Genomic DNA, 20716 nt, shown 5'->3' with positions numbered 1-20716 from the left:
CTTTTGATATGCAACTTGATTTTCTATATCGTTAAACATAATGACAACTTCTACTTTATTCCCTTTCTTATCTGTAGTATACAAACTTTTTGTCAATACGAATGCGGTAGAGCCACCTTTTTGACCAGCATATTCAAACTTACTATTTTTAACTGTTCCTTTGAAAATGTTCTCGATTTCTTCTTGCATTGATTTTGGAAAATACTTTCTACTATTTATCTTTTCCATTATACTCATATAATCTTTAGCGTTTGCACCCACTAATCGATCTGACCAAATACGTTGGAATTCCATATCTACTTTTAATGGAATATCCCGTTTTTTCCATTCTTCTTCATCTTTCATCCATTCCTGTATTTGTAACACATGTTTATTATATTCATCTTTTGACATGTTACGTAACGTTTTTAATGACTGATTTTCTGGCACATGAAGTTCTTTTTCTACGTATCCTCTCATATATAGTGCAGCCGTATAAGAAGTAAACTTATCATGACTAGTAAGCTCTAACTCTTTTATGCTTTCATTTACTCTTTCTATTCCAAGCTTTTCTAACAAATATGTCGTATTTGCATTAGAACTATAATGAATCATACCTTTAGCGACTTCTTCTAAAGCGATTTGTCCATTTTTCACTAACTTTCTAGCTTCAGCGTCTTCTAACCAGTCAGGATGCGCTCCACCATCAGTGTTTTTAACATAATATTTTTCTAGCTCCTGTAATGAAATTTGTTCATCTCGGCTTATCTTTCCTTCTGACACTTGCTTAGCAAATTCAACTGCTATTACGATTTTTGCCATACTCGCTAATGGTAATTTTACATTTTCATTTATAGATGTTACTACTTCTCCATTTCTTTTAATAAATAATGAACATGTTTCATCTTCTTTATGTTCTTTTATGTACTGTAATACATAATCAGGATCTTCTTTTGACAAATAGTAATTCATAATAACAAAGAAAGCTATAACAGCTACTATAATGACTCCTGCAACAATTCCTATAATTTTTAATATGTTCACAATATACCCCCTCTCATATATTCCCTTCTATATTATAATTATAACGAATCTAATTACAAAATTATACAAAATAGAATAACTCTTCCTAAAAAGAAAGAGTTATTCTATTTCACATGAAGTTATTTGCCCATTTAACGTAACGACTATATTTGAGTCGCCACTTTCTTTAACACCTTTTATTCGATTTAAGTTAGGGGGACCAATTACAACTGACTCCTTAATTGGCGAAAGGTCTTTCCCTAATTTTTCCGCACTTACACCGTATGCAGCTTGAAATACTTCTGGCGGTGTTAATCTAAGTATGTCTGATCCTTCTGCTGTTTCAAACTGATCGTTATTGAAGAACAAATGTAATTGTACTTCTTCTGTTACCGCTGTGATCCAATGCCACCATCCCATTGGAATAAAGACAGTTTGCCCCGCTTTCATATGATAATTTTGCAATTGATTCGTTTCCGGATTTAAAATGGATGTAACTGCTTCTCCTGATACTACAACATCTAACTCCCACGCATTCGGATGCCAATGTGGTTCCCGCATATGCCCTTTTGTCATAAATAAATCAACAAACGCTCCTCCTATCATGGCTGGTAACTGCGTTGACGTAACTTCATATGCAACGTTTTTCTCATCCCTTTTAAAAAAGATATTTTTTCTCGAATCAAAGAAAAGGTTTGGAGTTCCTGAGCTCTTCTTTAAATTTTTATTATCTGGAACATAACCTGAACTACTCATTTTATCCCTCTTTTCCACTCCGAACATTTCCATCTTCACACTGTATCGTATGGAAAAAATGTATGAATGTGCCTAATCATTCACATAACAAAAAAACATGCCTTCATAAGGAGAGCATGTTTTGTGATATCCTTCACATTGTTTAGTTAAAAAAATAAATGTTTACTTACCATGATGTAACATTAAATCACTAAGTTCTTCTTCAATGTGATTTAATTTCGCAACGCCTTCTTTCCATTTATGAATGTAACGTGAAACCCCAACGAAAAATAAAACGATAATTGTGGAAAGAATAATACCATACACGATTGTTACAGTACTCATAGTTACACTTCCTTATAATTAGTAATGTGGTTATTAGTTATATTTTTATTATAAACCTTTTTCTTTTAAAATACTTCAATTTCAACTTTTTGTAACAAAATTGATTTTTCTAATAATAATATTACATAACATGATAACGCTTCTACACTTTTTATCATACCAAATATTCCCTCTCATTCTTTACAAAGCTCCATTTGTTAAAAAACGTTCAAAAACAGGAAAATTTTTCACAAATTATACAAAAGTTCACCATATGTACTATTACCATATGAGTTATATTATTTAATAGGAAAAAGGGGATGATATACTATGACGACTTGGTTTATTGTTATGTTAGTTGTATTTGGGGCATTTAAAATTATCGTTTCGAGCCTTCCTAACACTGTTATTGAATCCATTATTAGCAAGTACGAAACACATCCGCAACTGGAAGAAGAGAATGCGACTGTTACAATCAATGGAAATAACTTAGAAGGCGAACAAAAATCCAAAATTATTCATGATTTTAACGAAGGTTTATTTTTAGATCGCTATTATGCACCGCCACATAATGAGGGTACGCCTTTAATTATTCATGCAAAACGCGGCAAAAAAGATTTTACATTTTATATTTATAGTCATGAAGAGCATGTTGATGTTGTAAAGCAACATAAAAAGAAAGTAGTTGCTTATAGTTTACGCTCTAAAAATCTTCAAAATAGTGATATGTTCGTGTCAGCTGATTTAGCTTAATACTCATATAAAAAAATGAATCCATGGCATATGGATTCATTTTTACTATTTACTGAAAAATAAGCTCTGTCTTCAAACTATCTTTCGGTAACAACCAGCCTTTTTTCTCTAAATTCGCCATTAATAATTCCCTTTGCTTTGTCGCAATACTTTCTTCATTTGTTTTAAATGACATTTCTATTACGAAGTCATCTTCTAATTTTCCGGTATTACTTAATGGCCAAATTTCAATATTTGCTTTTATGTTTTCAAACTCTCCTGTATATCGTTTCATTAATACAGGACCGTAAATACGGGAATTCTTTAACATCTCTTCTCCCCAATTTGTATACAACCATTTGTTCATTTTCCCTGGTAATTTTTCTATTAACATGTTTTGAGCAGCTCGTTCGTTTGGTAAATCAAGTATTCCATATCCTTTCGCACTGTAACTTTTCTTATTTGAAATGCTTAATGTTTTCTTCTCAAATCCCCAATCTATTTCCGCCTCATAACTATCCGTATTACTATCGAATCCTTCTTTTTTAGCTACTTCTAATGCATCTTGAATTACACCATTTGGAATAGGATATCTTTTTTTATATGTTAGTTCAAAATCTTTACTAAATTCTTTCTTTCGAATTCTCGCAAACCAACCTTCACTACTTAAATTTTTATTCGCTGTATCTAAAAATTGCACTTGTATTCTTTCATAATTTGTACCAGCCTGGAAATATTCTAGTACCTCTTCGTTCATCTCTTTGCTATAACCTAATACTTGTTCTGGCTTTAATAATAATTTCACTTCAAAACTAGGTTTCATCGGACTGGCGGCAAAGCCTTCCTTAACGTTATAAAGGAAACAACAACAGAAAATGCTTGCGAATACAAATACCTTTTTCATATACCGATCCCCTTTACATTTTAAATAACTTCTATACATTCCATTGCAAGTGAATACACATTTTCATACCCTGCCGTGCTAAGCTTTTCCTGCAATCGATCCGTATCCTCTTTCAAAGCGTGTACTAACACCGTATGTTCTGGTAATAATGTATTTAACATCTCTTTCACATCTCTTATACTTTGGTGAACTTTATATGGAACTCGCTTCACCCTACATTCTTTACCTACACGTTCCTTCAAAACTTTTTCTGCAAAACTCCCTTTCGCAATATGTCCAGTAAAGATAATAGAATTTCGTTCGTCATGCCGAAGTTGTTCATAATATAACTGCGCTCGCTTCGTTTGCATATTCGCATCACTCATTACAACTATTCCATAACTATGTTGCGTACCGCTATCATCATCCATAACTATTATGTTTCTTTTTAAACTCTCCATTAGCTCTTCAAGTTCTTCATTATTTTTGATCCAATCTTTATATGCGAACATCTGTTGAAATCCATCCAAAATTTCTTGATCTACTATAATAGGGAGTTCTTTATATTTTTTATATAAATACAATACGATATCTTGTGCCCTACCAAGGGGTGGCAATGGTAGTAATGTTATCCCTTTATTCCCGGCGGCACGTTCAATTTCTGTACATAGTTCGTTTATTCGTTCATGTTGCGAAACATCATCAGTATGATAAGCGGCATCTACGATTGCGACTTTTATATCGCCGTGCAACTTCTCAGGTAAATTAGCTCGTAGTATGTTAGACTCTGCTGAGTAATCGCCAGAATAGAATACATATGTATGACTCATATCCACTAAAAACCAAACAGCTCCTAATACATGCCCACTATACCCCCATTGAAAACGCAATGTAGGGGTAATCTGTACCCATTCATTCGGATTGCTAATCTCATCAATATATACATAATTTAAATCTTTCACATGTTGATCGGTATAAGGTACATGCCATCCTTGCGCCAAATTGTAGTTTCTCCATTTTTCATAGTAAGCTGGGAGTTGCTCCTTCGTATAACGAGTTGTCCATATTTTTTTCTTATATCCATACTTCGCTAATAAAGGTAAGCCCATCGTATGATCTTCATGAATATGTGACAAAAATACTGCATCTAAAAACGGTACAACTTCCCGTTCTATTTTTGGATAACTGTCCTCATATGATCGATTAATACCACAATCAAATAATATTTTCGTCTCTTTATTTTTTACAAAGTAGCAGGAGCGACCGTATTCTCCCGCTCCTCCCCATACTTCTATCCTCATCATACTACCCCTTTTCGTTTTTGCTCCATATGTTGCAGAAGTAATAAACATAGTGTTGTAAGTCCAACTGAAACGACAGCCATCGCCATTCCAATAGATACTTCTCCTTGTTCAAATTGAGCAAAAATAAATGTTGCTGACGTTTCTACCGATGGGGGTAGTACGAGAAGCGATGCTACTAGCTCCCTTATTGAGATTGTAAATGTCATCGCCCATCCAGCAAGAATGCCCGGGATAATAAGAGGTAATATTATTTTTCTAAAAATATACATATAATTCCCAGAAAAAATACTTCCTGCCTGCACAAGAGAATCATCAATTTGCCCGAGCGATGCTTTTACATACTGCACGGTATAAGGTAAAAAAAGAACGACGTACGTTACGATTACCATGACTGGTGTATTGTAAATGGACAGAGGCATATAGGGTGAATTCCAAAATAAAATAAGCCCTACAACCATCACGATTCCTGGTACCATATTCGGTAACATACCGCACATATCAAGCCATTTTTCAGAGGGCTTTTTCCCCTTTCGAATCATAAGTGCTAAAAAGACGCCAATCATAACAGCAATAATCGCTGTTATAAGTGAAAAAAGAAAACTGTTCCATAGAGCTTCTAATCCTGGCGATCCGATTGTAAATAATGCTTCATAATGGCTCGTTGTAAAGTTGTTTATATGTAAGCCGCCGCCCCTTAACTTTGATAATGAAGCAATCAGTATAGAAAAATACGGGATTCCAATTGACACGATTAATAAACCAATTACATAGAACCATGCTACAGCGCGCACAAATATAGACAAAGTGTACCTTTTAGATTTCACACCTTTTCCACTAACCATTGCATATGAATACTTTCGATTTAATACGTTTTGCATATACCAAATGAGCATACATGCACTAAGTAATAAAGAAGATAATGCTGTTGCACTACTAAAATCAATTGGCCAACTCGAAATGAATTTATGAATCTCTGATGTTAACACATGAAATCCGATTCTTCGTCCAAATGTAGCCGGTGTTCCAAATTCAGCAATCGTCTTTACGAAAATGAGTAAAGCACCCATTACATAACTTGATACTAATAACGGTAATATTATTTTTCTTAAACGATAGAAAAAGCTTCCACCATGAACTGCTGCCGCTTCTTCTTTACTACTCCCAATTTGAAGTAATGTATTCTTCAACATGAAGTAAAGAAATGGGAATAAATGCAGACTCATAATTAAAACCATACCTCCTAAGCTAAAGAACGAAGATGAAATCGTCTTTAGCATCGGAAAAAACTGTTCGAAATACCCGTTCGGTTGCATGAACAAAATCCAGCCCATCGATCCAATATACGGCGGTGTCATAAATGGAATCATAAAAACAATATCTAATTTGCTATGCTTTCCAACATCTGTTTTGCTCATAATGAAAGCCAATGGAAATGCAAAGATGGTTGCCCCTATTACTACGAGTACACCTAGAAGCATCGAATTTAGAAAAATTCCAGCTAATCCACCACTCTGCATCACTTCAAACGGCTTTAAAAAATTCCAACTACTATTTTCATATACACTAGAAAGTAAAATGAGAAAAAGCGGGATGACGATTAACATCGCCACAAGTAACAACGCTACCGTCATCCCAACTTGCCTTACTGATCCAAATCGATTTACCATGTAATCACCATCTTATTGAAATACTTTCTTAAATTGTTTTCCTATTTCATCTTGTTCTTTCTCAACTGTTTTCCAATCAATATGTAATACTGGAATCTCTTCCACATTTGGTCTATTTTCAGCTTTTATATCTGTTCTACCAGGTAATAAATATGCTTTAGAAATTTGTTTTTGTACATCATCTGATAATAAATAATCAATAAACTCTTTTGCACCTTCTACATTTTTACTATCCTTCATAATACCTGCTGCACGTGGGCTAATAACTGTTCCGCTTTTTGGATAAACAATATCAACTGGTTCACCCTTTGCTTTTGCACTGTACGTCATATAATCAACACCCGCAATGACCATATCTTTTGCTCCTGTTACAACTGGATCTAACGCTTCTTGATTTGCCCCTGCTACTGTAACTTCATTTTTCTTAAGCTGTTCAAATAAATTCCATCCATCTTTTCCATTCTTTTTCACATATCCTGTTACAAAGTCTAAAGCTGAACCTGAAAGTGCTGGATCTGGAAGATTCACTTTCCCTTTCCATTCTCCTTTTGTTATATCGTTCCAATCTTCAGGCGCTGTCTTCACATTTTTTGTGTTATACACAATTCCTAACGCTGAAGCACTATATCCAAAATAATGTCCTTTATCATCCGACCATTCAGAACGAAGCTTATCAGCTTGTTTCGCTTCTTTATAAGCTAACGTTTGTCCATCCTTTTTTAATCCTTCCATCGCTGGTAAAGATGCAAGTACGACTACGTCAACGACTGGATTTTTCTTTTCGGCTTCCATTCGCGCTAAAATCTTACCTGTTGTTCCTTGAAACATTTCCACTTTTATACCCGTTTTCTTTTCAAAGTCCTTTTGAATTTTTTCTGCTAATCCTTTTGGTCCTGCACTATATACAACAATCTTCTTTTCATTCGTAGTTTTACTTTTTGCATCTGCATTACCTGTCTTTGAACTACACCCTGTTACTACGGCAGAAAATAATAAAGTACATACAAATAACGACTTAAGCGAACTGAATTTCTTCATACGATTCTCCCCCTATATGATGAATACATTTTTTCGGTACATATAACGATACTGGCTTTCCGATGCTTAACTTATTATTGTGATAAGCTGTCCATATTCCGATTGCCCCCATATTTACTTTCACTTCATATCGTTCTCCTACATATGTAACGTGCTGAACTTCACCTGTATACATTTCGCACACTTCATTTTTTGTCCAACTTATATGCTCTGGGCGAACCATTTTCTCCCCCTCTACAAGCCAATTTGCCTTACCAACAAATTTTGCAACAAATTCATGAGATGGCTTCACATAAATGTCTTCTGGTGTTCCTTTTTGTAATACTTCTCCTTGTTTCATGACAATAATTTGGTCTGACATTGACATCGCTTCTGTTTGATCGTGAGTAACATACAATGCAGTTAAACCAATAGAATGAACGATATCCATAAGCTCTAATCTCATTTCTTCTCGCAAAATTGCATCGAGTGCACTGAGCGGTTCATCAAACAAAATGAAATGTGGTTTCGTTACAATTGCTCTCGCAAATGCGACACGTTGCTGCTGTCCGCCAGAGAGTTCATGCGGATATCTTTTCTCCATTCCTTGCAAGCGAACTCGCTTTATTGCCTCTTCTACTTTTTCCCGTAATTGATTCGTTTGCTTTGTAGCTCTTAAACCAAATGCAACATTTTCAAATACAGTCATGTGTGGCCATAAAGCAAAATCTTGAAATACCATACCGATATTACGTTCATGAGGAGCTGTTTTTATTTTTTTAGAAGAAGAATACATGCACGTATCTCCAAAATATATTTCACCTTTATCTGGCTCTTCCAGTCCTGCAATCATTCTGAGTAATGTCGTTTTCCCGCATCCCGAAGGTCCTAAAAGTGTGGTGAATTCACCTTGTTTCATCACAATTTGTAACGGCTTTAACGCTTGTACTTTTCCAAATGATTTTTCTAATCCACTAATTTTAATATCCATCGTTTCACCTCTCTCCCCTCACTCTTAACCTGCTTTCATTCTATATGGAAGATTTATACTGAATGTTAATGTACTGTAAAGATTAAATTAAAAAACTTCTAATAAACTATTTATTTCTATAGATTTTTTCTATAGTTAGAAGAAAAAGGGGCAACTTGCCATGAATCTCTTAAAATTAGAAATTGTAGTGCTTATTAAGAAATACAAAAAGCTCACGATTGTTGCAGAACAGCTTGGTGTTAAACAACCTACTATTACATTCCATATAAAAAGCTTAGAAGAGGAACTCGGTGTACCTTTATTTGAATTACGTTTTGGAAGATATTTCTTAACAGAGGCTGGCGAGGCATTGCATCATTATGCTTGTAAAATAGATGCACTTATGAAAGAAGCTAGGCGAGTCACGCAAGAGTTTAAAGATTTTCATAAAGGAGCTATAACAATTGGCGCTAGTTATGTACCAGCGACATATCTTTTACCAGAAATTGTTCATCAATTTCAATGTGAATTTCCAAATATAAAAATAACACTCATGGTAAAAACAGCTCCTGAAATTCGAACGATGCTACAAAATCATGAAATTGATCTCGGTGTAATTTCAGCAGCACCGTTTGATGAATCATCTTTAAAACAGACGAATGTAATGCCTGATACACTTGTTCTTGCTTTCTCCAAAGAACATCATTTTTCAAAAAAAGAAAATGTATCACTACAAGATATTGAAAAAGAACGTATAATATTGCATCGTAATCCATCTACAACGAGAGATTTACTTACAAAATGGATGTTAGCTCATAACATTACATTCCAATCCGAAATTGAATTAGATTCATTAGAAACGATGAAACAAATTTTAAAATACGGTAATGGGGTTGCCTTTATTTCTAAACTTGCTATTGAACAAGAAGTACAACGAAATGAACTATGCTATATACCCATCCCTGAATTTGAATTTCAACGTAATATTTATACGATTCATCATGAGGACAGATGGAATTCTAAAATTATTTCTTTTTTACTACATAACATCACTTCTTATGCAACAAAAAATTAAAAGACTGTCGTTTTACACGACAGCCTTTTAAGCTATAACTCTATTTATTTTTCTTCGCTTCAATTTTTGCTTGCGCCTCTTCAGTCTTATCTAATGCTTCTGAAACTTTTTTCTCTTTTTCTTTCACATCATCTATACTATCTACAGCTTTAATGAGTTTATCAATTCCTTCTTCTTCTACTTTTCTCCGTTTTGCTACTCTTTCATTTACTTTCTTTTCTACATCTTTTGCTTTTTGAAGCATATTCTCCGCATTTGATGTTACAGCTGTTTCAAGTGCATCGTCTTTTTTCATTTGTAACACTTCATTTGCAATGTCTTTCGCTTCTAAATACTTACCGTCTTTTAATGCTGTCGCTCCGTGATCCATTTTCTCGGCCATTTCTTTATATGATTTCGCTTCATTTCCCGATTTCTCTTTTTCTGCTTTTTCAAACCACATTGTTGCATCACTATATTTTTCATCTTTCAATGATTGCATACCTGTTTCAATATATGTGTCATAATTACTACATCCAGCCATTACGACTAACAGAAAAAGCATAACAAAACTTAATTTTTTCATGCTGTTGTCTCCTTTTCTTTGCCTGCTCACTTTACTTTAACATACATGAAAAAGAGTTTCAAAAACTAAAATACTGATTTGGTCATTTTTATAATAATAAGTCAAATTTTTATTATTTTATTATTTTATTATTTTATTATTTTTAAGCCGACACATCCACTTGCTTTTTCGCCATATGTTGCCTTACTCCAACTAATACAACTAACAATAAACCTCCGCCTATTGTCATCATAACAATGCTAGTTGGTAACATATCTAATAATAATCCATATACAATCATACCGAGCGGTGCGATTGCAGTCGCAATTGTTTCAAGTAGGCCAAATACACGCCCTAAGTAGTTTGGATCTGTCGTTTTTTGCATATGTACTTGCATCGGAATATTGACAACCATAATTGCTATACCCGTTAACATCATAAAAGCGATATAGTAAATAAAACTCGCTACTTTTGGAATAATAACTAACAACGGAAAGACTGTACATAAACTTAAACCCGCAAATAAAAACAATCCAATATAAATAGAACGAAACGGATTATTTACTTCTTTACGCACAGATAAAGCAATCGCACCCATTAGCATCCCGACTGCTAACATTCCCTCTACAGTACCGAGTTGCTTTGAAGATAAATGCAATGTATGGACGATAATGTATGGCAGTGCAACGGTTAGCCCACACGCAAAAAAGTTTACCCACAATGCTATTTTCATTAAACCATATATTTCATGTTGTCGTTTTACATATGAAAAACCTTCTTTTATACTCGTCAAGAAATGCTCTTTACTCTCAGCCACTTCTTTTTTATATAAATCAAATACGATAAATAATTGCAAAATAACTGCTAAAAAGAACGTAATACTATTTAGCAAAAAGAACGACTGAATTGAAAAGAAACCAAATACGACTCCGCCAATAATCGGCCCTAAAATATTTGATAAAGAAGCCGCCGTTTGATTTAAAGCACTCGCTTTTTGAATACGTCCTTCGTCTACTAAACTCGGAATAGATGAAGTTAATGCTACAGAATAAAAACTTGCACAAATTGATAATAATGCTGCTGAAACATAAATAAAAAGAAGTGATGGTCCAAATATAGTAGCAAGAATAAACATAATAAGCATCGTTAAGCTACTCAATAAATCAGTACCAATGACAAGCCATCTTCGATTGATGCGGTCAGCTACAGCACCTGCAATTGGGCCACAGATCATCCTTGGAAGTGATCCGCAAACGAGCGTAGTTGCAAATCCCATTCCTGAACCAGTTGTCTTTAATACGTATAATCCCATTGCAAACGTATAAATACCTGCTCCTAATAAAGACGTCATTTTTCCAATCATCATTAAAATAATATTTCTCGTTGCAATCTTCATTCTTGAATCATGTTGTCCTATACTTACATCTTCCATTATGACACTCTCCCTTTGAAAGTTAAATTGTGTTAAACTTATTATATAATCACCTTTCCCACTATTACAACAAAAAGTTTAATTGTATTTAACTTTTTAATTATAAAGGAGCTACACTATGGCAACTCTCGGCGAAAAAATTAAAGCATTACGTAAAGAAAAAAAACTTACACAAACTGAACTAGCAGGTTCAGAACTGACAAAAAGTATGCTTAGTCAAATTGAAAATGGAAAAGCTACACCTTCTATGAAAACATTACAATATATTGCAGAAAAACTTGAATGTGAACCGAGCTTTTTATTAGAAGAAGATGAAGGAGAAGTTGTAGAACTTATTCAAAAAATGGAGCCACTAATAAAGGCAAATGGCGATGAAGTATACAAAACTTTACTACCTATCGTTCAAACAGATTTACCTCCAACTTTAAATACAGCACGTTTATATAAACAGTTCATAACTGGAGCGGCTATTATGAACGATTATAATATTGAATATTACGTTGAAACAGCTGTTTCTATATTTGAAAAATATACTTTGTATCGCGAAAGTACTGAAACGAAACTACTGTTTTACTATATGCTCTTCAAACGTAAAAAATATAAAGAATGTTTACAATTGATCGCCAGAATTCGCGATGAATATAAAACGAAGAATTTAGAAATGGATCTTATTACACATATACAATTATATTTAAAAGAAGCAATTATTTTACTCGCATATGGCAATTATGAAAAATGTGAAAAAGTCATTTTAGATGCACTTGCATTTTCAAAAAAACATCAAGTGTATTATAAAACAGATGAATTTTACCGTATTTTATCTTATCAAAAAATCATTGTAGCTGATAAAGAACGATATTTATATTACATAAAAAAATCTGAGCAATTTGCCATTTTTACAGAAGATACTTTATCCGCTGCAAATATAGATATATTAAAAGCTTATTACTACAATACAATTACTAATGAATATACAATCGCATTAGAACATCTAGAACAATTTCGAGAAAAACTAAAAAATGATCCAATTTTCCAAGACGATGGACTGTATTATCTGGAAAAAGGAAAATCTTTGTATGGTTTAAAACGTTATAAGGAAGCTTTGGAAACATTAAAACACGCTACCATACCAGATTATATGACTCATCCACTTGATCAATCGTGGTTATTAACAGCTGGATCTTATCGTGCCCTTTGCTATATAGAACTTCAAGATAAAAAATCTGCCTTAAAAGAGGCAAAAGAATCCGTTCAAACAATAGATAGCTATCCTGATTCGATCTTCTCTTCATTTATTAAAGAAACATTACAAATAATACAAAAACTTTAAGAATGTCTCGAAATGGTATATTATTCCTCTTTTTTAGCAAAGATAATAATGATGGGAGGAATATAAATGAATATTCAACGTGCAAAAGAGCTTTCTGTGTCAGCAGAGCAAGCGAATGTTAGTTTTCAAGGCATGCCTGTTATGATTCAACACGTCGACGAGAGCAATGAAACCGCCCGCATATATGAAGTAAAAAACCCAGGACGCGAATTAACAGTTCCAGTTAATAGCTTAGAGGAAATATAAGAAATGCCACTTCATTTTTTGAAGTGGCATTTTTCTTTGTTCTATTTAAGTATCATCATTCTTATTTTCTCCTTAGTAATCCATACAAACCAATACAAATTACAATGAAACCTACTATTCCACAAGCTAGTTTTACAATTATGTCTCTTGTTTCATAACTTTTAACTTCGACTACACTCTTTTTCAGACGTTCCATTTCCTTTTGCTCACTTTCTACTCGCTCCCCATATACTAACAAACGATATTTACTTGATGTATATGGTTCACATGTAAGCAGTGTAACTTTGTCTTTTCCTTTTACTACATTTAATTTATCCACTTGATTTGGATTAATGATTTCACGTCCAATTATTTTATACACGTGCTGCTTTCCAAATACCTTTACATAGAATACATCTCCATCACTTAACTGATCAAGATGACGAAACATCGTTGCCCCGTGATATCCACGATGTCCTGCCAATACAGCATGTGTATCTTTCCCACCAATAGGTAAAGAAGTCCCTTCAATTTGCCCTACTCCTTTACTTAAGTTTTCTTGACTTGCTCCTAAGTAAATTGGCAACTCCTCATTTATTTTCGGAATAGAAATCGTGCCAAATATTTCATCTTTGTTTATAAAATGTAACAGGTCCGTACTTATTTCATCATCCTGTACAAATGGGTCACTCATTTTGAAAGTAGTTTTCCCTAACGATTTATTATATGTTTCCATCTTTCGAAACTTCTCATTTACATCTTCTATTTTTAAATCATCAACCATTTTTTCATAACGTATCACTTCTGTCTTATACACATAATTGTTTATATAATTAGCGATCATTGGATATATAAATAGTGATAATCCTGTAAGAAACAATGCTACGCTTATAACTCCCCTTCTCACACACTCACCACACAATACAATACATACTATTTTCGTTTTTTTAAATAGATTATTAGAAAGACGATGCAAATAATACCAATAGGAAAAACGATCATCCAATCTTCTAAAATGAAAGATTTTGTAATCTTTTCTTTTTCACCAGCATCATATGGAACACGGTGTCCTCTCACTAGTAACCTGTGCGTGTTCACTCCATACGGGGTACACGTAATTAATGTTGCGTAATCTTGTCCTTGTACAACTAATAAGTCTTCCGTTTCATTTGGTAATACAACTTTTATTTGATCTACCTTATAAGCAAGTATTTTATCTAATGAATGTATATAAAATATATCATTCTGTTCGACTTTATCTAAATGAGTAAACATTAGTGCTGAAGGCAAACCGCGATGCCCAGTTAAAACTGTATGCGTATTTTCTCCCCCTACTGGTAGTGAAGATTCATTCAGTTGTCCAACTCCACGACTTAGCACTTCTTCCGTCGTCCCTTGATAAATCGGAAGATTCACATTAATTTTAGGGATTTCTACATACCCCATAACATCCCCTATATTTAACATATCTACATATGAACTTTTTTCCTCATCACTCTTTTCATGAAACGGGTCCGAAAATGTTTGCGTCGTATTTTGGACCTTCTTATTATACTCTCGTGCTTCCGTTTCTTTACGATCAATCTCTTCTTTCTCCAACTTCTTTACTGCTTCGTCATAGGTACTTACTTCTGAATAATGTGTTCTTGTTGCAAACCAATTGCTCACAGTTGGATAGAGAAATATACTTAATCCTAGTAAAAAAATACTTCCAAAGATAATATTTCGTTTCATAACATCCTCTTTCACTTCGGATAAAATACGGAAAAGAGGAAAGCATTTTACCTTTCCTCTTTTCCAAACTCAATTATTATAAAATATGAATTAAGAATTCTTTACCGGTTTCTTTCTAAAGAAAATAAACGCTGCTGTCACCATTAATAACAGACCAACTACCGTAAAGATAATTGTTCCCATACCACCTGTTGCTGGAATAATCCATCCACTCTTATTATTCTCAACTTGTAGCTCTATTTTTTGGTGTTTTTCATCAATTGTAATATCAATCGGATCTCTTAACTTTTGATAGTGTTCGACTGCACCGTCTTTATCTTTATACTTTGGTGCTTCCGTCTCAACAATTTGATATTCACCGTACGGGATTTCATTCCATGTAATAATACCATTTGCATCTGTTATATCATTCATTTCTTTCCCATTAACTTTTATAACATTACCTTTTTTATCTTGTAATTGGAACTTCGCACCTTCTAATTTAAGCGTCTTATCCTTACCATCAACTTTTTCAATTTTAATATTTCCAGCTGTCGGTGTGACCACCACTTCATTAGATGGCTTTCCATCTTTTTCTGATGAAACATCATCTTTATTTACAAAATCAAGTACTGCTTTGTTCGGAATTTTCACTCCAGATTCAACATCACTTTTAATTTTTGCAGTAATTTGTAAATGAAGCTCTTTTCCATTTATTTTTGAAAAATCTTCAATTGTAGCGGTTACTTTTTGACCTTCTACAACTACTTTTACACTACCATCTTCAACTTTCTTTCCATCAACCATAACAATTGGTTGGCCTTTTATTTCCAAACGATCATCTAAAATATCTGTTACGACATATTTTTTATATAATTTAATATCTTCTGGAAGTAATGTTTTGATATCATACGTATAATCTGTCTCTTTATTGATTCCAGCTACTTTTGAACCGTTATTTATACTTTTAGTAATCGTAGGTTCTTTATAGTTCTTTATATCTTCTAGCTTAACTACTTCACCAGACTCCTTAATAGAGAAAGGACGCTCTTCTTTACTAGTTATATAACCGTTTGGAGCCTTATGCTCAATAAAATAATAATAATCCCCATATTCTAGAGAATCTACACGAACTTTACCATCTTCCCCTGTTACTAATGAACTTGGTGTCTTCACTTGTGTGCTTGTTCCATCTTTATTCTTTTTAAACAAATGGAACTCTGCATCTTTTAACACTTGACCAGCTTCACCTATTTTTACGAATTCTACTGAACCTCTTTTTGTTTCATTTTTAGGGTAAATATGAACATCGTAATTTAAATCTTTACCGTCTGTACTTGTCATTGGAATATCGACAATAAAAGTAGTCGTATCCAAAGCAATATGTTCTGGACCTTTAATAGCTTTTACTTCATAACGTCCTAGTGGAAGATCTGTAAAAATAGCTTCACCTTTTGCATTTGTTACCTTTGTAATTGTAGCATTTTTTACTGGCTTTGCTTCTTCTTTTATAACAGTTCCATCATTTGAAATTTTTTCAAATGACTCAATCCGTTTAATTTCAAAAGTTACACCTTCTAAAGGTTTTGCATCTTCTGGAACAGTTTGTCCTTCTTTTCCATTGCCTTCTGTAGTTGTTTTAGAACCTTTACTTTGCTCATACTTATGAATCGTTAACGTACCTGTACTTCTAGATTCCGCACTAACAGCCATGTTAGATAACGTTGAAAAAGCTAACATACAGATTAAAAATAAACTAAAAATCCTTTTCATTGTTGTCCACTCCCTATTGTTTGTATTACTTTTGTTTTTTCTATCTCTCATTATTTCTCTTTCTAACAAAGAGGAACAATGTAACAAACATCAATATTCCACCAATTACATAATAAATTATTGTCCCTATTCCACCAGTCTCTGGAATAACAAATTCACTCTTTTTATTTACTACTCTTATTCTTTGTGAATCCATTCCAGATTTCACTTCTATTTCTACTGGTTCTCTCATCAACATATATCCTTTTGGTGCTTGTACTTCTTTTAATGTATATTTGCCAACGATTAATGGAATAGAAGTTGCCAAACCATCTTTATCGGTTGTTAATTTACATACTATATTTCCATCTTTACTAATCACTTCAAATACTGCGCCTTCCAATTTGAGATTTTCATCATTCGCATCTACTTTTTCAATCTCAAATTTCCCTAATGCTGGCGGTACTACAAACACTTCATTTGATACGAATTTCTTCTGGTCAAACAGTAACTCTGCTTTATTTGGAATACCATCATTCGCATTGTATTTCGTTAGTATATCTGCATTTACATTCGCGCTTAATTTTGACTTAATATGCATTGTATACGATTGATTCGCAAGGTAAGCATAATTTCCGTCCTGCTTCGGTAACTCAATACTTACTTTCTTTGATTGTTCATCAATTTGCGGTTTAACTTCTATTTCTTCTCCATTACTGTTTACAAGTTTTACATGCAAGGTAGTTAAAATATCTTCTAAGTCATCCTGCAATACTATTTTTTCAAGGTTCATAACATCATTACCAAAATGATAGTTTACATGCCATGTAAACTCTTCATCTATACTTTGTAATGTCGCTTTTTCCACTTCTTTTTCATCTGCATCCGAAACCATCTTTCTTACTTGTGGTTCCTTTGCTTCTACATTTGTTTTTACATTCGGTTTTTGTGGTGGTAAATCTTCATTATCCGGTGTTTTCCCCTCAACAACCGCTATGTTCTCAATTTCTTTCGTTTTTAATGCGTCTTGCGTAACTTTCACTTTAAAAGTTACAATTCTTTCTTCTGTATCAAGTACGTCCCCAAAGTTTACTTTAATCGTATTATCCTCATACGATCCTTCATCTTCGTCAACTGCATCTGTCAATACATTCCCATTCAATTTCATACTACCAGCTATATACTCAATACCTTCAGGAAGTTTATCTATTAGACGCATATCTTTAATAAGCCCATTTTCCACTTTATTTCGGGCTTTAATTTGATACTCAAATTCATCATTAACATGAAATTTTTCTTGCTTTATACCAATAATCTCTTTTTTCGACTCTAGTTGTCCAGACAACGGGTCAACCGGTGTTTCAACTTCTGGTTTCTCCTTATCTTTCGAACTATCGGTCTCAACTATTGCTATGTTTTTTATTTTCTTATTTGCCAGCTCCGGTTTTACAACAACTTCAAACGTGATTGCTTTCTCTTCCTCACCTTTAAGATCGCCGAAATGAGCATAAATCGTTCCATCTTTTATATGTGCATGATCTTCATCTTCAACATCCGTTTGTTCCCTCCCGTTTATCTTTAACGTATTTGGAACATATTCTACCCCTTCAGGAAGTTTATCCGTAATTTTAACAGATTTTAAGAGAGAATCCGGCACACTATTTTTAGCATGAATTGTATATTCTAGTTTGTCGCCAACTTTCAGCGTACCACCGTTTATATCTTTAGCTAGTTTAGTAGCTACTAACTTCCCGGGTTTCTCTTCTCGTTCGGGTAATACTTTAACTACTACTTTATTAGAATCGTTAGCTTCAACCTGACTTCCTGTTAACTCATCAACCCCTTGAACAACAGCGATATTAGGGACTTCTGTTTCTACCTTTTCTCCCCCTAATTTTGCTTTAAATTCAATTGTTGTCTCAGGTGTTTTATCCGTATAGATTCCACCTTTTGTAGCATTTGCTCCTTCACCAATTCTTATTGTTAACTTTCTTGTCTTTGCATCATAGTCAACTTGTTCTGTTTCATTTCCAGCATTCGGACCAGAAATGATTTTCGCCGAATTTGGTACAAATTCTAGACGCGAATCTAAAACATCTTCAATTTTTGTATCAACAGAACTCGAATTCGGTTCAATGTTTTTCACCCTTAAACGATATGTAACTTCATCACCTGGCTCATACTTTTCTTTTGCATCTACTACTTCCTTATCTATGACAAGCTCTGGCGCTGTTGCATTTACTGCAAAAGCTAATGTGTTTAATACGTAGTCATCACCAGCTGTCGCAGCTTTTAAGCGTATTTCCTTTTGCTCTGGTTTAATATATCCTGCTGGTAACTTGATTAAATCTGCATCAACACCCAAATTATTTTTATAATCTGGGTTAAATGTACCCGGATACTTATCTCGCATATGTTCCTCATATTCAGAAATAGTGGAATTAAATATATTACCAGTTGGATTGAGCTTATCATTAATTTCTTTCCAAGTGTTATCTGTGTGAACAAACAGTCTATCACCTGTCCAATATCTATCACCTTGGACAGCGAAAACAGAAACTTTCGGATCTAAATCTCCAGTTTTTGAAGCAATAAAGTTTTTCACTGTGAATTCTTTTTCACCTGATCCAGTAGCTCTTTTCAATCCACCATCATAAACAGTAAATGCTTTTCTTGTTTTAGACTTATCTTTTGTAATAACTAACATGTACCAACCAGCAAAAGAATAATATCCAGAATTATATGCAAGTTTTGTATTTGGATAAGGAATATTTGCTAAAGTATAGCTTCCTCCTTTTGAATTAGAGGACTGTAAAAGCTTTGTAACATCTGCATAGTTAGAATAATAAGTACCATCAATACCGAAACCATAAAGCAAGCCACTTCCGTAATACGTATTACTTGGTTTTACTTGAAAGCTCTTCCCCGCCGGAGTCGTGAACTTAACTGGTGCTACATACTGTTGCTGCGTTAATTCATAACGTGTGGAACTCCAATATAATCCAGCCCATTCAATTTCAGCATCTTCTGGAACAGGAATATATGCCTTAGATGAATTTGTAGTTGTTGGGTCATCATCTACATCAATGAGTTCACGGGTATAGCCATTCGGTGCTGTATACGCAGTATTCGTTATCTCCGAATACAATGCCGTTTTCTTCTGAGCTTCAGTAGCTTTAATACCTAAATTCACATTACCGGTCGAATACATCTCACCTTTATGAATAGATTGATAGGTTGGTTTATCAAAACCTTCTTCATCTGTAACTGCTGCCGTTGCCGTATCAATTGGACTTAAAAATTGTAATTGAGATAATAGCAAGAATAGACTCATAACAACTACAAATACATTTAATATTTTTTTATTTTCTTTCCTCCTACTGTGCAAAGAGGTCACCTCCTTCAATAAAATTTATTAATATATTATATAAATATATATTACACGTATTATTCTAATATAAATCACATATTTTGTTAACAAAATATGTGATTTTTTCCTATTTTAAACATTCGTATATAAAGATTTTCATATCTAGTGATAATAAAATTTCGAACATCAATATAGAAACCATCTTACTTCATTCAAGTAACAATAAAAAACGAAATATTAATAAGAAGCCATGACTTCTTTTCTATTTTTCACATGCTAAACTATATGAAAAGGAGGATTGTATATGAAAAATAATTTACAAAAAACAAGTCATTATTATGCAGTTATATTCACTTCTAATTTATCAAATGATACAACAGACTATAATGCCGCTTCTGACAAAATGGAGGAACTTGCAAAGCAGCAACCTGGATTTCTAGGCGTAGAAAGTGCACGAGATCATTCAGGACTCGGAATTACAGTTTCTTATTGGGAGTCACTTGAGGCAATTGACAATTGGAAACAGAACGCCTTACATAAAGAAGCGAAAAAAAGAGGCCGTGAGCAATGGTATGAACACTTCCACCTACGTATCTGCCTTGTTGAGCAAGAATTTAAGTTTCATAGGGGTACATTGTAAT

Annotated in this window: 19 protein-coding genes and 1 pseudogene; 5 read left to right on the top strand and 15 right to left on the bottom strand. The window is 33.6% G+C overall.

Annotation, left to right across the window (positions count from 1 at the left end):
- The 4 genes and pseudogenes from MR083_RS05790 to MR083_RS28140 form a co-directional block, all read right to left on the bottom strand.
- The coding region (locus MR083_RS05790) for a serine hydrolase (RefSeq protein ID WP_242268712.1) at positions 1–1023 on the bottom strand (1023 nt) is incomplete at its 3' end.
- 99 nt (positions 1024–1122) lie between these two features.
- Positions 1123–1758 carry a cupin domain-containing protein gene (locus tag MR083_RS05785; RefSeq protein WP_016717097.1) on the bottom strand — a complete coding sequence of 212 codons (636 nt, stop codon included), beginning with the start codon at positions 1756–1758 and terminating at the stop codon, positions 1123–1125.
- A gap of 162 nt (positions 1759–1920) precedes the next feature.
- On the bottom strand, positions 1921–2082 hold the full coding sequence (locus MR083_RS05780) for a hypothetical protein (RefSeq protein WP_000109006.1): 162 nt from the start codon (positions 2080–2082) through the stop codon (positions 1921–1923).
- Between the two features lie 65 nt (positions 2083–2147).
- Positions 2148–2350, bottom strand: a pseudogene (locus MR083_RS28140) (hypothetical protein).
- Positions 2351–2391: 41 nt separating this feature from the next.
- Between MR083_RS28140 and MR083_RS05775 the strand changes: the two are divergent.
- On the top strand, positions 2392–2814 hold the full coding sequence (locus MR083_RS05775) for a YfmQ family protein (protein WP_000214595.1): 423 nt from the start codon (positions 2392–2394) through the stop codon (positions 2812–2814).
- Positions 2815–2863: 49 nt separating this feature from the next.
- Here MR083_RS05775 and MR083_RS05770 read toward each other — a convergent pair whose 3' ends face one another.
- The 5 genes from MR083_RS05770 to MR083_RS05750 are packed head-to-tail and all read right to left on the bottom strand — an operon-like array spanning position 2864 to position 8655.
- Positions 2864–3697 carry a hypothetical protein gene (locus MR083_RS05770; RefSeq protein ID WP_061183331.1) on the bottom strand — a complete coding sequence of 278 codons (834 nt, stop codon included), beginning with the start codon at positions 3695–3697 and terminating at the stop codon, positions 2864–2866.
- A 20-nt stretch (positions 3698–3717) separates the two neighbouring features.
- The gene (locus MR083_RS05765; RefSeq protein ID WP_242268710.1) at positions 3718–4980 is read right to left on the bottom strand and encodes an MBL fold metallo-hydrolase; all 1263 of its coding nucleotides are present in this window, start codon (positions 4978–4980) and stop codon (positions 3718–3720) included.
- Complete coding sequence (locus tag MR083_RS05760) at positions 4977–6647, bottom strand: ABC transporter permease (protein ID WP_242268708.1); 1671 nt, start codon at positions 6645–6647, stop codon at positions 4977–4979. The genes MR083_RS05765 and MR083_RS05760 overlap by 4 nt, the downstream gene beginning before the upstream one ends.
- A 12-nt stretch (positions 6648–6659) precedes the next feature.
- Positions 6660–7685 (bottom strand): ABC transporter substrate-binding protein, encoded by a 1026-nt coding sequence (locus MR083_RS05755; RefSeq protein ID WP_073529980.1) that lies wholly within the window; start codon positions 7683–7685, stop codon positions 6660–6662.
- Complete coding sequence (locus tag MR083_RS05750) at positions 7663–8655, bottom strand: ABC transporter ATP-binding protein (protein ID WP_000351826.1); 993 nt, start codon at positions 8653–8655, stop codon at positions 7663–7665. The genes MR083_RS05755 and MR083_RS05750 overlap by 23 nt, the downstream gene beginning before the upstream one ends.
- Before the next feature lie 160 nt (positions 8656–8815).
- Here MR083_RS05750 and MR083_RS05745 point away from each other — a divergent pair, with 160 nt between their 5' ends.
- Positions 8816–9709, top strand: coding sequence for a LysR family transcriptional regulator (locus MR083_RS05745; RefSeq protein WP_242268706.1), 894 nt, complete (start codon positions 8816–8818; stop codon positions 9707–9709).
- 40 nt (positions 9710–9749) lie between these two features.
- On the opposite strand, the gene MR083_RS05740 is transcribed toward MR083_RS05745, so the two are convergent.
- Positions 9750–10274 (bottom strand): COG3014 family protein, encoded by a 525-nt coding sequence (locus MR083_RS05740; RefSeq protein ID WP_242268704.1) that lies wholly within the window; start codon positions 10272–10274, stop codon positions 9750–9752.
- A 142-nt stretch (positions 10275–10416) separates the two neighbouring features.
- Positions 10417–11685 (bottom strand): MFS transporter, encoded by a 1269-nt coding sequence (locus MR083_RS05735; protein ID WP_000390441.1) that lies wholly within the window; start codon positions 11683–11685, stop codon positions 10417–10419.
- Positions 11686–11803: 118 nt separating this feature from the next.
- Between MR083_RS05735 and MR083_RS05730 the strand changes: the two genes are divergently transcribed.
- Together MR083_RS05730 and MR083_RS05725 are read left to right on the top strand one after the other, a co-directional pair.
- Entirely contained in the window at positions 11804–13015 is a 1212-nt protein-coding gene (locus tag MR083_RS05730; protein ID WP_242268702.1) for a helix-turn-helix domain-containing protein, read from the top strand.
- A gap of 66 nt (positions 13016–13081) precedes the next feature.
- Positions 13082–13261, top strand: a complete 180-nt coding sequence (locus tag MR083_RS05725; protein ID WP_001025740.1) for an H-type small acid-soluble spore protein — start codon at positions 13082–13084, stop codon at positions 13259–13261.
- Positions 13262–13322: 61 nt separating this feature from the next.
- Here the strand turns inward: MR083_RS05725 and MR083_RS05720 are convergent, their stop codons facing one another.
- The 4 genes from MR083_RS05720 to MR083_RS05705 form a co-directional block, all read right to left on the bottom strand.
- Entirely contained in the window at positions 13323–14147 is an 825-nt protein-coding gene (locus tag MR083_RS05720) for a class C sortase (RefSeq protein ID WP_041184537.1), read from the bottom strand.
- A gap of 26 nt (positions 14148–14173) precedes the next feature.
- Positions 14174–14974, bottom strand: coding sequence for a class C sortase (locus MR083_RS05715; RefSeq protein ID WP_000827796.1), 801 nt, complete (start codon positions 14972–14974; stop codon positions 14174–14176).
- Positions 14975–15064: 90 nt separating this feature from the next.
- Positions 15065–16726: a SpaH/EbpB family LPXTG-anchored major pilin gene (locus MR083_RS05710; protein ID WP_049111993.1), complete on the bottom strand. Its 1662-nt coding sequence runs from the start codon at positions 16724–16726 to the stop codon at positions 15065–15067.
- Positions 16727–16766: 40 nt separating this feature from the next.
- Positions 16767–20102 carry an isopeptide-forming domain-containing fimbrial protein gene (locus MR083_RS05705; protein WP_396022292.1) on the bottom strand — a complete coding sequence of 1112 codons (3336 nt, stop codon included), beginning with the start codon at positions 20100–20102 and terminating at the stop codon, positions 16767–16769.
- Positions 20103–20379: 277 nt separating this feature from the next.
- On the opposite strand from MR083_RS05705, the gene MR083_RS05700 reads away from it, so the two are divergent.
- Entirely contained in the window at positions 20380–20715 is a 336-nt protein-coding gene (locus tag MR083_RS05700) for an antibiotic biosynthesis monooxygenase family protein (RefSeq protein WP_042515468.1), read from the top strand.
- Position 20716: the final 1 nt, after the last annotated feature.

The sequence above is a fragment of the Bacillus cereus group sp. BfR-BA-01408 genome, from assembly GCF_022663305.1.
Taxonomy (GTDB): Bacteria; Bacillota; Bacilli; order Bacillales; family Bacillaceae_G; genus Bacillus_A; species Bacillus_A pacificus.
The sequence above is the reverse complement of the archived record's forward strand: the minus strand, read 5'-3'. Positions and strand labels throughout refer to the sequence as shown.

Excerpts from the sequence above, each read along its gene's own strand:
- MR083_RS05775 (WP_000214595.1), top strand. The coding sequence starts at position 2,392 with ATGACGACTTGGTTTATTGTTATGTTAGTTGTATTTGGGGCATTTAAA.
- MR083_RS05770 (WP_061183331.1), bottom strand. The coding sequence starts at position 3,697 with ATGAAAAAGGTATTTGTATTCGCAAGCATTTTCTGTTGTTGTTTCCTT.
- MR083_RS05735 (WP_000390441.1), bottom strand. The coding sequence starts at position 11,685 with ATGGAAGATGTAAGTATAGGACAACATGATTCAAGAATGAAGATTGCA.
- MR083_RS05785 (WP_016717097.1), bottom strand. The coding sequence starts at position 1,758 with ATGAGTAGTTCAGGTTATGTTCCAGATAATAAAAATTTAAAGAAGAGC.
- MR083_RS05730 (WP_242268702.1), top strand. The coding sequence starts at position 11,804 with ATGGCAACTCTCGGCGAAAAAATTAAAGCATTACGTAAAGAAAAAAAA.
- MR083_RS05750 (WP_000351826.1), bottom strand. The coding sequence starts at position 8,655 with ATGGATATTAAAATTAGTGGATTAGAAAAATCATTTGGAAAAGTACAA.
- MR083_RS05745 (WP_242268706.1), top strand. The coding sequence starts at position 8,816 with ATGAATCTCTTAAAATTAGAAATTGTAGTGCTTATTAAGAAATACAAA.
- MR083_RS05755 (WP_073529980.1), bottom strand. The coding sequence starts at position 7,685 with ATGAAGAAATTCAGTTCGCTTAAGTCGTTATTTGTATGTACTTTATTA.
- MR083_RS05760 (WP_242268708.1), bottom strand. The coding sequence starts at position 6,647 with ATGGTAAATCGATTTGGATCAGTAAGGCAAGTTGGGATGACGGTAGCG.
- MR083_RS05765 (WP_242268710.1), bottom strand. The coding sequence starts at position 4,980 with ATGATGAGGATAGAAGTATGGGGAGGAGCGGGAGAATACGGTCGCTCC.
- MR083_RS05715 (WP_000827796.1), bottom strand. The coding sequence starts at position 14,974 with ATGAAACGAAATATTATCTTTGGAAGTATTTTTTTACTAGGATTAAGT.
- MR083_RS05700 (WP_042515468.1), top strand. The coding sequence starts at position 20,380 with ATGAAAAATAATTTACAAAAAACAAGTCATTATTATGCAGTTATATTC.
- MR083_RS05740 (WP_242268704.1), bottom strand. The coding sequence starts at position 10,274 with ATGAAAAAATTAAGTTTTGTTATGCTTTTTCTGTTAGTCGTAATGGCT.
- MR083_RS05725 (WP_001025740.1), top strand. The coding sequence starts at position 13,082 with ATGAATATTCAACGTGCAAAAGAGCTTTCTGTGTCAGCAGAGCAAGCG.
- MR083_RS05780 (WP_000109006.1), bottom strand. The coding sequence starts at position 2,082 with ATGAGTACTGTAACAATCGTGTATGGTATTATTCTTTCCACAATTATC.
- MR083_RS05710 (WP_049111993.1), bottom strand. The coding sequence starts at position 16,726 with ATGAAAAGGATTTTTAGTTTATTTTTAATCTGTATGTTAGCTTTTTCA.